The sequence below is a fragment of the Streptomyces sp. NPDC029044 genome (assembly GCF_040637495.1).
GTDB lineage: Bacteria > Actinomycetota > Actinomycetes > Streptomycetales > Streptomycetaceae > Streptomyces.
The window spans coordinates 1-15424 of sequence record NZ_JBEZWN010000105.1; the positions used below are offsets into that span (position 1 = coordinate 1).

Below are 15424 nucleotides of genomic sequence, written 5' to 3' on the forward strand. Positions count from 1 at the left end.
TTTCCCTTTCCGGCGGTTCCGACTCTATCAGATCCTTTCGGGCCTGATCCCCGGTCAGCGGGGTTTGTCTTCGCGGCTGTTGGGCCGTTCCGACGTCCCTAACCTTAGCGCGCCCTCTCGGCGATTCCCAAATCGAAGCCGTTCGGAGTCGATCAGGTCGTCGAGTCCCAATTCGAATTGAATTCGGGCACGCCGAAAACAACCCCGTCGGGATGTCGAGCTGGTGGTTTGGGGTGCCGCTGCTGCGGCGGAAGTGCTGTCGAAGAACCGTTACGGCTCTGCGGCAACCCGAAGAACTTTACGGATGCGGCATGGGGCTGTCAAGCCACCCTGTCAAGATCTTTTCGGCCCGCGCGTCAGTCCAGGTCGGTGAGACGCCCGCCGGCGTCCGGCTGCGCGTGCTCGACCCGGCGCAGCAGGCGCGTGAGCACCTCGCCCAGTGCCGTGCGCTCGTCGGGGGACAGGTCCTGGAGCAGGTCCTCCTCGAAGACCGACGCCAGGCGCATCGCCTCCAGCCACTTCTCTCGCCCCTCGGATGTCAGCTCCACGATGACTCGTACGCGGTTGGACTCGTCTCGCTCACGGGTCACCAGAGATTCGGCGACCATGCGGTCGATCCGGTGGGTCATCGCGGCCGGGGTGAGGCCGAGGCGCTTGGCGAGGTCGCTGGGGCCCAGGCGGTAGGGAGCTCCGGAGAGGACAAGGGCCTTGAGGACCTCCCACTCCGCGTTGCTGATGCCGAGGGCCGAGGTCTGACGGCCGTAGGCGACGTTCATGCGGCGGTTCAGGCGGGAGAGGGCCGAGACGATCTGCTCGACCTGGGGGTCGAGGTCCTGGAACTCGCGCTGGTACGCGGCGATCTGCTCTTCGAGGGTCGGCTCGCTGGGGCCGGCGGTGTCGCCCATGTGCGCAGTATCGCACGGCCACTCTTTGCCTTGAAGTCCTTGGATATGTACTCTTTAGCTTCGAACTTTAGTTTCGAAGTCTTCACTCCTAACTTCTGAGAGAGGTGAACGTGACCAGGGCGATGGGCGCAGCGATGCGCCGGATTCACGTGGGTAACGCACTCAGCGCGTTCGGGCTCGGCTTCACGGTCCCGTACCTGTACGTCTACGTGGCGCAGGTGCGAGGTCTTGGGGCCATGACGGCGGGTCTCGTACTCGCCGTCTTCGCCGTGGCCGCGCTGGTGGTGCTGCCGTTCGCCGGGCGGGCCATCGTCCGGCGGGGCCCGCTGCCGGTGTTGCTCGCCGCCCTGATCACCGCCGCTCTGGGTGCGCTCAGTCTGGGGATCGCGAGCAGCGCGGCGGCCGTGCTGGTGTCCGCCTCCCTGCTGGGGGCGGGGCAGGCCGTGATGCAGCCGGCGCTCGCGACGATGATCGTGGACTGCTCGTCGGCCGAGACGCGGTCGCGTGCCTTCGCCATGCAGTTCTTCCTTCAGAACCTCGGGCTCGGTGTCGGTGGCCTCATCGGTGGTCATCTGGTCGACACGACCAGTGCCGCCTCCTTCACTCTCCTCTTCGCGATCGAGGCGGCGATGTTCCTGCTGCTCGTCGTGGTGATGGTGACCGTGCGGATGCCGCACGCGCCGCAGATCGAGGACGCCCCCAAGGCGTCGGGCCGGGGCAGCTGGAAGCAGCTGCTGGGCAACCGGGCCATGGTGCAGCTGTGCGTGCTGGGCTTCGTGCTCTTCTTCGCCTGCTACGGGCAGTTCGAGTCGGGGCTGAGTGCGTACGGGGTCGAGGCCGCGGGGATATCGACGTCCGCGCTCGGGACCGCGCTCGCCGCCAACACGCTGGTGATCGTCATCGCGCAGTTCGCCGTGCTGCGGTTCGTGGAGCGGCGCCGGCGGTCGCGGGTGATCGCCGCTGTCGGGCTGATCTGGGCCGTGGCGTGGGCCGTCGCCGGGTACGCGGGGCTCGGGCACGGGAGCCAGGAGATGGCGACGGCCGCGTTCGTGTCGACGTACGCGCTGTTCGGGCTGGGTGAGGCGATGCTGTCGCCGACCGTGGCCCCGCTGGTCGCGGATCTCGCGCCGGAGGGCATGGCCGGGCAGTACAACTCGGCGTTCGCCCTGGTCAAGCAGCTCGCGCTGGCCGTCGGGCCGGCGGTGGGCGGGCCGCTGGGGGCCTCGCTGCACGCGCCGTACATCGTCGCGTTCCTGGTGTTCTCCCTGGGGATCTCCGTCCTGGCCGTGCGGTTGGGGCGGCAGCTGACGGAGGTGCAGGATCAGCCGTGGCTCGGCAAGAGCCGGGTCGTGGCGCGGGGTGGGGCGCCCGTTTCCGCGGACGTCTGATCCCGGGTCCCGTCTAGGTGGTCTGGGTGCGGGGCAGGGCGAATTCGCACCAGACCGCCTTGCCGCCGCCCGGTGTGCGGCGGCAGCCCCAGTTCGACGCGATCGTGGCGACGATGGCGATGCCCCGGCCCGATTCGTCGCCCGGTTCCGCGCGGCGGCGTCTGGGGAGGTGGTCGTCGCCGTCGGTGACCTCGATGATCAGGCGTCTGTCCGTGCGGCGCAGACGCAGGCGCATCGGCGGGGTGCCGTGCTGGAGGGAGTTGGCGACGAGTTCGCTGGTGGCCAGGACGCCCAGGTCGTGCAGGTCGGCGGGGAAGCGCCAGCTGGTCAGGACGCCGGACGCGAAGGCACGCGCGCGGGGGGCCGCTTCCACGCCGCCCAGGAGTTCCAGGGCGGCGTTGCGGAAGAGCTCGCCCTCCGCGCCCGCGCGGGCCGGGTGCTGGAGGACCAGGACGGCCACGTCGTCGTCGTGGTCGGGCGTGACACCGGCCGAGCGGACCAGCCGGTCGCAGACGACCTGGGGTGTGCCGGTGGCGCCGGCCAGGGCGCGCTCCAGGGCGGCGATGCCCTCGTCCAGGTCCGCGTCGCGGCGCTCGACCAGGCCGTCCGTGTAGAGGACCGCCGTGGAGCCGGGGGCGAGGGGGATCGAGCCCGAGGTGTGCATCCAGCCGCCGGTGCCGAGCGGGGGGCCGGTGGGTTCGTCGGCGCGCAGGACCGTGCCGTTCTCGTCGCGGACGAGGATCGGGAGGTGGCCCGCCGAGGAGTAGATCAGCTTGCCCTCGTTCGGGTCGTGGATGGCGTACGCGCACGTGGCGATCTGGTTGGCGTCGATCTCGGCGGCCAGGCCGTCCAGGAGCTGGAGGACCTCGTGCGGGGGGAGGTCGAGGCGGGCGTAGGCGCGGACCGCCGTGCGGAGCTGGCCCATGACCGCGGCGGCACGGACGCCACGGCCCATGACGTCGCCGATGACCAGGGCCGTGCGGCCGCCGCCGAGGGTGATGACGTCGTACCAGTCGCCGCCGACCGCGGCTTCCGTGCCGCCGGGGTGGTACGTGGCGGCGATGCGCAGGTCGTCCGGCTGTTCGAGCTCCTGCGGGAGCAGGGAGCGCTGGAGCGTGACCGCCGTTTCACGCTGGCGGCGTTCGCTGGCGCGCAGGCGTTCGGCGGCTTCGGCGTGGTCGGTGACGTCGGTGGCGAAGACGAGGACACCGCGGCCCTCGCTGCCGCCCTCGCCCTGGGCGACCGGGGTGCAGGTGAACGTGTAGGAGCGGCCGTCGGGGGCCTTGCGGGACTTGACCGTGCGCGGTTTGCCGCTGCGCTGGACCTGGTCCAGGAGGGGGAACAGGCCGAGGCCGTCCAGCTCGGGGAGGGCCTCGCGGGCGCGTTCGCCCAGGGGGCGTACGCCGAAGGCGGTCGTGTAGGCGTCGTTGACGTAGGCGATGCGGTGGTCGGGGCCGTGGACCAGGGCGACGAGGGACGGGACGCGGTCGAGGACCTCACGCACCCGCAGTTCGTCGACGGCGGGTACGGACGGCGCATCGTCGGTCAGTCGTTCGGCACGGGCGGCGGGTACGGAGCCTTCCCCCCGCCGGTCCGGGGAGGCCGTCTGCTCGGTCCGCGCTGCGGCGCGGCGCTGCGTTCCGGGGAGCCGGGCGCTCCAGCGCGTGAAGTTCACGAATCCTTGCCTCGTGTAGTGGTCGGCGGCCGGCACCGGAACCGGCCGGGGCCCCGGGGGGCCCGCACCGGGACGTGGGGTGGCACGCCGCGGTGGTGGACCAGTCTGGCAGTGCGCGGACCGGACCGACATCCGTCAGACGCCGGGCCGGCCGGTGGAGTTCCTGGGTCCGGTCAGGACGACCCCTTCGGGTTGTGCGGGGGGTCCTGAGAAGGCTTTCCACCGGCCGCGAGTTCGAACTCCGCCCGGGGGTGTTCGAGTGACCCCAGGGAGACGATCTCCCGCTTGAACAGGCCGGCCAGGGCCCATTCGGCCAGCACGCGCGCCTTGCGGTTGAAGGTGGGCACGCGGCTGAGGTGGTAGGCGCGGTGCATGAACCAGGCGGGGTAACCCTTGAGCTTGCGTCCGTAGACGTGGGCGACGCCCTTGTGCAGGCCCAGGGAGGCGACCGAGCCGGCGTAGGCGTGTTCGTACGTCTCCAGGGGTTCGCCGCGCAGGGAGTGCACGATGTTGTCCGCCAGGACCTTGGCCTGACGGACGGCGTGCTGGGCGTTGGGGGCGCACTCGCGGCCCGGTTCTCCGGCCGTGACGTCGGGAACGGCGGCGGCGTCTCCCGCGGCCCACGCGTGCGTGGTGCCCTCGACCGACAGTTCCGGTGTACAGGTGAGGCGTCCGCGGCCGTTGCGCGGCAGGTCGGTGGCGGCGAGCACCGGGTGGGGTTTCACGCCGGCCGTCCAGACGACCGTACGGGTGGGGAAGCGGGCTCCGTCGCTGAGGGCGGCGACCCGGTCGGCGCAGGATTCGAGGCGGGTCTTCAGGCGGACGTCGATGTTGCGGCGGCGCAGTTCGGTGACGGTGTAGCGGCCCATCTCCTCGCCGACCTCGGGCAGGATGCGGTCCGAGGCCTCGACGAGGATCCACTTCATGTCGTCGGGCTGGACGTTGTGGTAGTAGCGCGCGGCGTAGCGGGCCATGTCCTCCAGTTCGCCGAGCGCCTCCACGCCCGCGAAGCCGCCGCCGACGAAGACGAAGGTGAGGGCCGCGTCGCGGATCGCGGGGTCGCGGGTGGAGGAGGCGATGTCCATCTGCTCGATGACGTGGTTGCGCAGGCCGATGGCCTCCTCGACGGTCTTGAAGCCGATGCCGTGCTCGGCGAGGCCGGGGATCGGCAGGGTGCGCGAGACGGAGCCGGGGGCGAGGACGAGTTCGTCGTAGGGCAGCCGCTGTCCGCCCGTGCCCTCTTCCTCGGTGGCGAGGGTGGTGACGGTGGCGGTGCGTTTGGCGTGGTCGACGGCGGTGGCCTCGCCGATCAGGACCCGGCACCGGTCGAGGACGCGGCGCAGCGGCACGACGACGTGGCGCGGGGAGATGGCGCCCGCCGCGGCCTCGGGGAGGAACGGCTGGTAGGTCATGTACGGGTCGGGGGTGACGACGGTGATCTCCACCTCGCCCCGGTCCAGTTCCCGTTTCAGTCTGCGCTGGAGGCGCAGGGCCGTGTACATCCCGACGTAGCCACCACCGACAACGAGAATGCGCGCACGTTCCTTCACCATCCCATGACGCACCCGACGCTGGAGTTTGTCCACAGCCTCGACGAATTGTGTGACCGGAGCGGGAGAGCGAGCGGAGTTGGCCGGAATCCGGACCTGCTGCTCATATGCGCAGGTCAGAGGGGGTGGTGCGAGGGGCGCACGGGGGCACATTCAGGACGTATACGACCCGTACTCCGATCGGTGGGCGCTCCGTGCGGAACGTGCCCCTTCTGAATTGACTCCCTCTCAACTATGTTCGTGTGTCGACGGGGTGTAGGGGGATGTGCTCACCGGGTCCGCGACGGGCGGACCCGCGGACCCGAGCCGTTCCCTGGCCCCGGCATCGAATGGCGGGGAGTGTCTCCGGGGGGAGACGTCATTACCGGGGGAATGCTTATGCATGTTCAGGACTCTCATTGGTCGCCGGCGTCCGCGGTCGCGGCGGGTGGCATGACGATGAGCGCGGCGGGCAGCGGACGCGACGTATCGCGGACGACGCCGCTGCGCGTGGACGCACAGCGCAATCTGGAGCACGTGCTGCGGGCGGCGCGCGAGGTCTTCGGCGAGCTGGGGTACGGCGCGCCGATGGAGGACGTGGCGCGGCGCGCGCGGGTCGGTGTGGGCACCGTGTACCGGCGGTTCCCGAGCAAGGACGTCCTGGTGCGGCGGATAGCCGAGGAGGAGACCTCCCGGCTGACCGACCAGGCGCGTGCGGCGCTCGGGCAGGAGGACGAGCCGTGGTCGGCGCTGTCGCGCTTCCTGCGGACGTCGGTGGCCTCGGGTGCCGGGCGGCTGCTGCCGCCGCAGGTGCTGCGGGTCTCGGTCGAGGACGGCACCGCAGGCCCGCGGGTGCCGCAGCAGCGGACCCAGCCGGGCGGGACGGAGCTGCGGCTGGTGCCGGACCAGCCGGTCGCGGTCGCCGCGGTGCCGGTGGTCGCGGGCGAGGACGACGCCGGGACGTCGGCGCTGCTGGAGGTCGTGGGCCAGCTCGTGGACCGGGCGCGTGCGGCCGGTGAGCTGCGGGCGGACGTGTCGGTGTCGGACGTGCTGCTGGTGATCGCCACGGCCGCGCCCTCGCTGCCGGACGCCGCGCAGCAGGCGGCCGCGTCGGCCCGGCTGCTGGACATCCTGCTGGAGGGGCTGCGCTCGCGACCGGCGTGAGCCGTCCCCTCCGGGTCCTGAGGGCCGGGACCTGAGGGAAAAGGGAAGCCTTCCCCGAATGAGTGACGGCTAGTACTGCCGTGCGGCGCATGCCCACGGATGAGTGATGGTTCGAACTCCTGGGGTCTGACCAAAAGCCAATATGGCACGCTGACCCGGTGGTCTGGACGGGTTGGGCGGCTGGCGGGGGCTTTCCGCGATGAGCGTTGACGGTCGGGACGAGTCGAGCGGCAGTGGGAGCGGTGACGCCGCGGCCGGCGACCCGTCCCCGCCGCAGGTGCCGAGCCAGGGCGGCCGCGCGAGCGTGCCGCCCGGCGGACACCCTGTGGAGGGCTCGGTCCCGGCCCAGCGCGACCGGCGCGAGGACGGCGTCCTGCCGCCGCCGCGTGCGCTGCCGCCGTCCGACGCCGACCTCATCGACCGGATGCGCTCGGGCGACGACACGGCGTACGAGGAGCTGTACCGGCGCCATGCGCAAGCCGTGCGCCGGTACGCCCGCACCTGCTGCCGTGACGCCCACACCGCGGACGACCTGACCGCCGAGGTCTTCGCCCGCATGCTCCAGGCGGTGCGCGGCGGCGCGGGCCCGGCGCACGCCGTGCGCGCCTACCTGCTCACCTCCGTCCGGCGCGTGGCCGCCTCCTGGACGAGGTCGGCGCGGCGCGAGCAGCTCGTCGACGACTTCGCGGTGTTCGCCGCCCAGTCCGCACGAGGGCCCGACGTGTCCGACGACGCCACGCTCGAACTGGGCGCCGACGTACGGGCGATGCACCAGGCCGAGCAGTCCATGGCCATGCGGGCCTTCCGGTCGCTGCCGGAGCGCTGGCAGGCCGTGCTGTGGCACACCGAGGTCGAGGACGAGTCGCCCAGCGAGGTCGCCACGCTGTTCGGGCTGGACGCTAACGGCACCCGTGTGCTCGCCAGCCGGGCCCGCGAGGGCCTCAAGCAGGCCTACCTCCAAGCACACGTCAGCGCCACGCTCACCGACGACGAGGAGTGCGCGCGCTACGCCGACCAGCTCGGCACCTACGCCCGCGGGCGGCTGCGCACCCGGGCCGAGCGGGGGCTGCGCAAGCACCTGGACGAGTGCGCGAAGTGCCGGCTGGCGGCCCTGCAGATCGAGGAAGTGGCCGGCGGCATCCCGGCCGTCGTGCCGGTCGCGGTCATCGGCTGGTTGGGTGCCGCCGGGTACGCGAAGGCGGCCGGGCTCATCGCCGGGGGCGCGGGGGCGGCCGGTGCGGCGGGGGCGGCGGCGGCCGGTGGCTCCGCCGGCGGGGCGGCTGCGGGAGGCGGGACGGCCGCGGGAGGCGGCGGCTCAGCCGCCGGTTCGGCCGGCGGGGCAGCCACGGGAAGCGGCGGCTCAGCCACCGGTTCGGCCGCGGGGAGCGGCGGTTCAGCCGGCGGGGGTGGTGTGGGGGCCTCCGAGGGGGTCGGTGCGCCGGTGAAGGCCGGTATCGCGGCCGGTGTGGTCGCCGTCGGTGTGGTGGCGGCGGTGGTGATGGCACTGGCCGGCAACGAGAAACCGAAGCCGGAGGCCCAGGGCACCCCCTCAGCCCCTCCGCCGTCGTCGGTGGCGCGCCCGGGTGAGCCCACGCCCTCGCCCCCGCCGTCCTCCTCACGGCCCGGACCGGGGCCGCGACCGCCGGGGATCCTGCCCGCGCGCGCCCAGACGCCCGCGCCGGCACCGAGCTCCAGAACCGGCCCGAGTCCAGAACCGGACCAGGACCCGGACCCGGCCCCCAAGCCGACCCGGACCCCCGCTCCACCGCCCGAGTCCCCGAGGCCGACACCGCCTCCGTCCCCCACACCGACGCCCACTCCCCCGCCGCCCCCGCCCGCCCCGGCCGTCTACCAGTGGAGCGAACTGTCGTACGACATCAACGGCGACGGCACGAAGCCCGAGATGCGGATCGGTTCGAGCAGCTGGGTCTGGAAGCGGTCCGGCCTGTCGGTCGGGGCCCAGCGGTACGCGCACGGCGTCACCGTGCACGGCCGCTCGTCCGTCACCATCGACCTCAACCGCCCCTGTTCGTCGTACGACGCGCTGGTGGGGGTGGACGACATGACGCTGCGGCTCGGCAAGGTGTACTTCTCCGTCTACGCCGACGGGGTGCGGCTGTGGCGGTCGCCGCTGGTCGAGGGCGGTGACCCGGCGGTGCCCGTCCATGTGAACCTAGCCGGCCGCAGCACGGTCCGGCTGGTGGTGGAACCGCGCAGCGCCCTGGACGACCTGATGCCGGTGGACTGGGCGGAGTCCAGGTTCACCTGCGGCTAGCCCGCGGTGGAGCGGCTCACACGTATGCGCTGCACGCCTCGTCCAGCTCGCTCAGGACCTCGTCCGCGGTGAGCTCCGTGCCCCGTGCACGCTCCGCCTCGCACCCGGCACTGCCCAGTGCGGCGCGGACGGCGGCCTCGGCCCGCTCCACGGGGCGCGCTCCGGCAGGGAGCGCGGGCGGCCGGAGCGCCAGCGGTCGGCGGTGCGGCGGGGGTGGGGCTTGGGGGCGGGGTGTTTTCGGTCCGGGGCGTGGCCCCGGGGGCTGCGTGCGGTTCGGGGTTGTCGCTGGCCCGGGTGAACGCACGATCCGGCGGAACGGGGCGCCGACGTTGCTGCTGAGGCCGGGTGGGTCCGCAACCCGGCGGAACGGGGTGCCGCGGCGCCCACCGTGCCGCCCTTAGCGGCACGCATGCCCGCAGCGGGGGCGGCACGCATGCCCTCAGCTGAGCGGATACGCACCCGCCGCCTGCACGAGGGACGTGTCGGGGGGTCCGTCCGCAGCGGTCGGCGCGTCAACGGGGAGTCAGTCGGCGTGAGACCCCATCGCGCCGTTCCGAGGACGGACACCCCCCGGCACGGCCCCGACCCACCGCCCGGCGAGAAGGCGCTACACCCGCCGCCCCCCACCGGCCCCCGCCCCCAACGCCCCCCGCTGCGGCGCGATGCCCGCCGGTACCGCGCGCTGCCTCGCCGGTGTGCCCGTCCAGCACGTGCCGCGCCGCGACAGCAGACGGCGGAGCCAGAGCTCCAGGGCGACCAGGTCCGCGAGGCCGTCCAGGGGCAGCGGCTCACCCGCCGCGGCGCCGCGCAGCGCCTTGCGCACCACACGGGCCTCGACCAGGCCCGCCTCGGCCAGCAGTGGGGTGTCGAACAGGGCGACCAGGGAGTCCGCCGCCACCCGCAGCCCCGTACGCTCCGCGGCCGCCTCCGTCGCCTGGGTCGGGGCACCCCAGCCGGGCGGCAGCTCCCGGACCCCGGCTCCCTCCAGCACCGTCCGCAGGATCGCCGCCCGCGCCCCCGGTCGCACCCGAAGTGCCTCGGGCAGCGCCCGGGCCGCGCGGACGACCTGGTTGTCGAGGAACGGCGCGTGCAGCCGCTGGAAGCGGACCTCCGCGGCCTGCTCCAGCACCCGCAGATCGGCCGCATGACGCGCCAGCGCCGCACGCGCGCGGAAGTCACCCGGCCGCTGCCCCGGCCCCACCAGCTCCGACCGGTGGGTCGACGCCTGAAGGCGAACCGATACTTCAGCGAGCGCCTCACCGGTCAGCCAGCGCGCCGCCGGCCCGGGTCTGCCCCAGGTCAGCGCGGCGAGCGAGGCATCCAGCGCGCCGCCGGGCGCGTCGAGGCCGTCGTCGGAGCGGGGGTCGAGCAGACGCTCGGCGAGGGACTCGACGCCCGACCGGTACGGCGTCCGGGACAACCGCCGGGCCGCCGCGTACACGCGCGCCGGCACCAGCACCGACCCGTCGGCCTTGGTCAGGGCGGCGACCGGCCGCACGAGATGCCGCCGCCGCCGGTCCATCAGCAGGTCGGCGAGGCGCGCGGGATGGGCGTCCAGGACCTGACGGGCGCCGTAGCCGGTGAAGTGGTCCGCGCTGCCCGCCGCAAGCCGGGCCCGGTGACGCGCCGCGGAGACCAGGCACGGCCCGGGCTCGTCGGTCAGCGGCCCGTCCAGGTCGGCGTACGGCAGGGTCTCCTCGCCGCCCGCCACGACGACGTGGTGCAGCCGCGGGTTCGCCGCCAGGGCGCCCGCCCGCTCCAGCTCGGCCTCCCGCCCGCCGACGGCGAGGTCGTTGAACGTCACGGCGAGCAGCCGCTCGCCCGCGCCGGTGCCGTGCCCCAGCACCGTGCCCGGCATCCCGGGCAGGCCCGCGGCCAGCAGTGCCAGCGCGCCGGAGGCCGGCCCGCCGGACAGGTCCGCGCCGATCCCCGGCACCGGCATCCCGCGGGCGGCCCGCCGCTCGGCGGGGCCCATGCCGGGCACCGGTCCCGGGTCTATGTCCGCCCCGGGGACGTGCCGCGGCGCGGACAGCCGCGTCCGTACGGCCTCCACGAGCGCGTCGCGCACCGCGTCGACCGCGCTGTCGGGATCGGCGGGAGGCGCCGCCACGGCCAGCGAGGCGACCGGCTCGTACCCGGCGATCTCGCGCGCCCCGGCGCGCAGGATGAGGGCATGCCCGGGCGGAATGCGCTTCACGCCGTCGTACGGCGTGGAGTCGTGCAGCGCGGCGGGCACGTCCGGGGCGGCCAGCAGCGCGGCGAGGTGCCCGAAGTCCAGGTTGGCCTCGATGAGGTCGGCCAGCGGCAGCGCGGCGGTCGCGTACGCCGTGCCGCCGGCCCAGGGCGTGTGGAACACCGGCCGCGCGCCCGCGAGATCGCCGCAGACGGTGATGCGCCTGCCGACCTGGACGATCGCGGTGTAGCTGCCCGGCCAGGCGGTCAGATGCCGGAGTGCACCACCGCGTGCGGCGAACAGCGCGACGCGCAGCTGCTCGTCGGTGGCGCCGCAGATGCCGAGGACGGCGATCCTGGTCCGGTCGTCGGCCTTCACGACGCGCACCTCGTCGGGGCGCCAGTCGCCGACCGCCCACAGCGGATCGGGGTCGCCCCACAGGAGTTGGGACCCCACCGGGTGCAGCGTCTCGCCCTCGCTGCCGGTGGCCCCCGCCGAGCCGGCAGCGACGGCTCCCGCGGCGGTGCTGCTCCACCCCACCAACCACCGCATCGCCGCCTCCACAGGCTGTGGACAACCAGTGCACCGTACGAACCGGTTCACCATGCTGCCATGAAGGAAGCGTTCCAGAGGGTGCCGACGCCGCTTGCGCTCCGCCGAATGCGCCCCGGCGGAGCCGCCCACCCCTCTGCGGGATCCCGAACACCCGCACGTTCCCGACGAGTCGGGCACGAACGGCAGTCGGAGACGACCGCGGCCGGGCCGCGCAAAGCGAAAGGACGGCCAAGAATCAAGGCGTACCGGCGACATGTCTCCGGTACGACTGCGACGCGAATGCGCCCCCGGAACGCGCCCCAATCACGCCCGGCGCGCCCTCAACTGCCGTGGTAGGAGGCTTGATACCCCACGACCAACGGGGTCGCTTTTCAGCCAAATCGATATCGGGCGGGCAGCCTCGAACACGCTCCGTACAGGCTGTGCGCCCTGCCACCCGGTCGCGCAGTCCGGGAGACGGAGCACGCCTCCCGGACCGTTCCGCCGCCCGCGGGGATGAAGGCGGCGGTGTCCCCCAGCCCACTGGATCCAGTACAGCGGGCCGACCCACGCAATGACCATGGAACCGCTCCCGTGGTGGCCGGAGAAGAGCGCACGGACAGGCGCACGGCCACACAGCGGGAGCACGTCGCAACAGCCCGTATCTGAACCGTACTTCAGTACGGACCACAATCCCGCCAACCGGAACAATGCCCCTTAACGCTTGGGATGCGGCGAACTACGCTGGGTTTACGAATGCCGCATGGTTATGCCAGCGCGGCAGCCGTCTGTGTCGAGGGGTGGCGCATGTCCAGGGAGCAACGCGGGCCGAACGAAAAACTCGGCGCCGTTCTCGCCCTCGCGGGAATCTCCAACGCAGGCCTCGCGCGACGCGTCAACGACCTTGGCGCCCAGCGGGGACTGACACTTCGCTACGACAAGACGTCGGTGGCGCGCTGGGTGTCGAAGGGCATGGTGCCGCAAGGCGCCGCTCCGCACCTGATCGCAGCCGCCATCGGCCAGAAGCTCGGCCGCCCGGTGCCGCTCCACGAGATCGGGCTGGCGGACGCGGACCCCGCACCCGAAGTCGGCCTCGCCTTCCCGCGGGACGTCGGCCAGGCGGTGCGGTCCGCGACCGACCTGTACCGCCTCGACCTCGCAGGCCGCCGGGCCGGGTCCGGCGGCATCTGGCAGTCGCTGGCCGGATCGTTCGCGGTGAGCGCATACGCAACGCCCGCCTCACGATGGCTGATAACCCCGGCCGACAGTTCGGTCGCGCGTGACGTGGGCCCCGGCGAGGGCTCCGGCGCACCGCTCAAAGTCGGCCACAGCGACGTGCAGAAGCTGCGGGAGGCCGCCGAGGACGCGCGGCGCTGGGACTCCAAGTACGGCGGCGGCGACTGGCGTTCGTCCATGGTCCCCGAGTGCTTAAGGGTGGAGGCCGCCCCGCTGCTGCTCGGCTCGTACTCCGACGAGGTCGGCCGGGCCCTCTTCGGCGCCTCCGCCGAACTCACCCGGCTCGCCGGCTGGATGGCCTTCGACACGGGCCAGCAGGAAGCGGCCCAGCGCTACTACATCCAGGCCCTGCGCCTGGCCCGGGCGGCGGCGGACGTCCCCCTCGGGGGCTACGTGCTGGCCACCATGTCCCTCCAGGCCACCTACCGCGGCTTCGGTGACGAGGGTGTGGACCTCGCCCAGGCCGCCCTCGAACGCAACCGCGGCCTGGCCACGGCCCGCACCATGAGCTTCTTCCGCCTCGTGGAGGCACGCGCGCACGCCCGCGCCAACGACGCCCCGGCGGCCGGCGGCGCCCTGAAGGCTGCCGAGAGCTGGCTGGAGCGCGCCCGCCCCGGCGACAACGACCCGAGCTGGCTCGGCTTCTACTCCTACGACCGTTTCGCCGCCGACGCGGCCGAGTGCTACCGCGACCTCAAGGCACCCCGGCAGGTCCGCCGCTTCACCGAGCAGGCCCTGTCGAAGCCGACGGAGGAGTTCGTCCGCTCGCACGGCCTGCGCCTGGTCGTCTCGGCGGTCGCCGAACTGGAGTCGGGCAACCTGGACGCGGCCTGCGAACAGGGGGTGCGGGCGGTGGAGGTCGCCGGGCGGATCTCCTCGGCCCGTACCACCGAGTACGTGAAGGATCTCCTGCACCGGCTGGAGCCGTACGGCGACGAGCCCCGGGTGGTGGAGCTCCGTGAGCGTGCACGGCCGCTGCTGATGGCCCCGGCGTAGAAAGAGCAGGTGTGCCGCCCGTCCCGCGTTTGAAGGCATTGTCAGTGGCGCAGTGCACTATCGAGGCGGGAGGTGGTGCGCGTGCGGATCACGTACGACTGTGACGTGCTGGTGATCGGCGGCGGAATCGTCGGGCTGTCGACGGCGTACGCGATCACCCGCGCGGCACCGGGCACACGTGTCACCGTCCTGGAGAAGGAACCGGGCCCGGCCCGCCACCAGACCGGCCGCAACAGCGGCGTCATCCACAGCGGCATCTACTACCGCCCCGGCTCGCTCAAGGCGCGGTACGCGGTGCGGGGCGCGGCGGAGATGGTCAAGTTCTGCGCCGAGTACGGCATCCCGCACGCGGTCACCGGCAAGCTGATCGTCGCCACCGACCGCGCGGAGCTGCCCCGCCTGCACGCCCTAGTACAGCGCGGCCGGGAGAACGGGATCCCGGTGCGGGAGCTGGGCGCCTCCCAGATCGCGGAGTACGAGCCGGAGGTGCGGGGCCTGGCCGCGATACACGTCGGCACGACGGGCATCTGCGACTTCGTCGCGGTCGCCCGCCGGCTGGCCCACGGCTCGGGCGCGGAGATCCGCTACGGCACCCGGGTCGTGCGCGTCGACCGGCGCCCGGAGCGGGGGGTCGCCGTGCTCACGGCCGCGGGGGACGTCGTACGCGGGCGGGTCCTGGTGAACTGCGCCGGTCTCCAGTGCGACGAGATCGCCCGGCTCACCGGGGACGACCCGGACATGCGGATCGTGCCGTTCCGGGGTGAGTACTACGAGCTGGCGCGGCCCGAGCTGGTGCGCGGCCTGGTCTACCCGGTGCCCGACCCGGCGTTCCCGTTCCTCGGGGTGCATCTCACACGGGGGATCGACGGGGGCGTCCATGTCGGCCCCAACGCGGTGCCGGCGCTGGCCCGCGAGGGCTACGGGTGGGGCACGGTCCGTCCGCGCGAGCTGGGCTCGACCCTGGCCTGGCCCGGCTCCTGGCGGATAGCCCGCCGGCACTGGCGGTACGGGGCGGGTGAGCTGCGGCGCTCCCTGTCCAAGCGGGCCTTCACGGAGGCGGTGGGCAGGCTGCTGCCCGGGGTGTCCGAGGGCGACCTCGTACCGACGGCCGCGGGCGTGCGCGCGCAGGCGGTTCTCCGCGACGGAACCCTGGTCGACGACTTCCTGATCCGCGAGGGCGCCAGAACCGTCCATGTCCTCAACGCACCGTCCCCTGCGGCCACGGCGTCCTTGCCGATCGGCCGGGAGGTGGCACGCAGGGCGTTGAGCGCGCTGTGAGACTCACAGGTGCCGGGCATTGCCGCTGAGGCCGGGTGGATCCGCAGCCCGGCGGAGCGGGGTAGCGCCTGCGCCCACCTGTGCCGCCCCAGGCGGCACGCATGCCCGCAGGAGGCGCGGACCCGCACCCGCGTACGGCGAGCAGGGGACGTGCCGGGGGGTGTCCGCCCGCAGCGGTTGGCGCGTCAACGCCAGTCAGTCGGTATGACGCCCCATCGCGCCGTTCCGAGGACGGACACCCCCCCGCGCGGCCCCCACCCACCACCCCGCG

General features: G+C 73.4%; 10 protein-coding genes. 5 read left to right on the forward strand and 5 right to left on the reverse strand.

From position 1 onward, the window contains the following. Nucleotides 1-356: 356 nt before the first annotated feature. Nucleotides 357-905 (reverse strand): MarR family transcriptional regulator, encoded by a 549-nt coding sequence (locus AB0E85_RS38215; protein WP_033314308.1) that lies wholly within the window; start codon nucleotides 903-905, stop codon nucleotides 357-359. Nucleotides 906-1027: 122 nt separating this feature from the next. Here AB0E85_RS38215 and AB0E85_RS38220 point away from each other — a divergent pair, with 122 nt between their 5' ends. After that, on the forward strand, nucleotides 1028-2293 hold the full coding sequence (locus tag AB0E85_RS38220) for an MFS transporter (protein ID WP_361937333.1): 1266 nt from the start codon (nucleotides 1028-1030) through the stop codon (nucleotides 2291-2293). Nucleotides 2294-2306: 13 nt separating this feature from the next. Here the strand turns inward: AB0E85_RS38220 and AB0E85_RS38225 are convergent, their stop codons facing one another. Both AB0E85_RS38225 and AB0E85_RS38230 read right to left on the reverse strand, forming a co-directional pair. Then, nucleotides 2307-3968: a SpoIIE family protein phosphatase gene (locus AB0E85_RS38225; protein WP_361937320.1), complete on the reverse strand. Its 1662-nt coding sequence runs from the start codon at nucleotides 3966-3968 to the stop codon at nucleotides 2307-2309. Nucleotides 3969-4141: 173 nt separating this feature from the next. Then, a complete protein-coding gene (locus AB0E85_RS38230; protein ID WP_361937322.1) occupies nucleotides 4142-5521 on the reverse strand; it encodes an NAD(P)/FAD-dependent oxidoreductase in 1380 nt (459 codons plus the stop codon). Nucleotides 5522-5896: 375 nt separating this feature from the next. Here AB0E85_RS38230 and AB0E85_RS38235 point away from each other — a divergent pair, with 375 nt between their 5' ends. Both AB0E85_RS38235 and AB0E85_RS38240 read left to right on the forward strand, forming a co-directional pair. Beyond that, nucleotides 5897-6661: a helix-turn-helix domain-containing protein gene (locus tag AB0E85_RS38235; RefSeq protein WP_361937324.1), complete on the forward strand. Its 765-nt coding sequence runs from the start codon at nucleotides 5897-5899 to the stop codon at nucleotides 6659-6661. Between the two features lie 199 nt (nucleotides 6662-6860). Continuing rightward, nucleotides 6861-8936 (forward strand): sigma-70 family RNA polymerase sigma factor, encoded by a 2076-nt coding sequence (locus tag AB0E85_RS38240; RefSeq protein ID WP_361937326.1) that lies wholly within the window; start codon nucleotides 6861-6863, stop codon nucleotides 8934-8936. Nucleotides 8937-8952: 16 nt separating this feature from the next. On the opposite strand, the gene AB0E85_RS38245 is transcribed toward AB0E85_RS38240, so the two are convergent. Next, a complete protein-coding gene (locus AB0E85_RS38245; RefSeq protein ID WP_361937328.1) occupies nucleotides 8953-9087 on the reverse strand; it encodes a hypothetical protein in 135 nt (44 codons plus the stop codon). A gap of 456 nt (nucleotides 9088-9543) precedes the next feature. Next, on the reverse strand, nucleotides 9544-11661 hold the full coding sequence (locus AB0E85_RS38250; RefSeq protein WP_184568105.1) for an asparagine synthase-related protein: 2118 nt from the start codon (nucleotides 11659-11661) through the stop codon (nucleotides 9544-9546). A 789-nt stretch (nucleotides 11662-12450) separates the two neighbouring features. On the opposite strand from AB0E85_RS38250, the gene AB0E85_RS38255 reads away from it, so the two are divergent. Together AB0E85_RS38255 and lhgO are read left to right on the forward strand one after the other, a co-directional pair. Continuing rightward, nucleotides 12451-13875, forward strand: a complete 1425-nt coding sequence (locus AB0E85_RS38255; protein WP_033314299.1) for a hypothetical protein — start codon at nucleotides 12451-12453, stop codon at nucleotides 13873-13875. A 72-nt stretch (nucleotides 13876-13947) separates the two neighbouring features. Beyond that, nucleotides 13948-15153, forward strand: a complete 1206-nt coding sequence (gene lhgO, locus AB0E85_RS38260; protein WP_361937331.1) for an L-2-hydroxyglutarate oxidase — start codon at nucleotides 13948-13950, stop codon at nucleotides 15151-15153. Nucleotides 15154-15424: the final 271 nt, after the last annotated feature.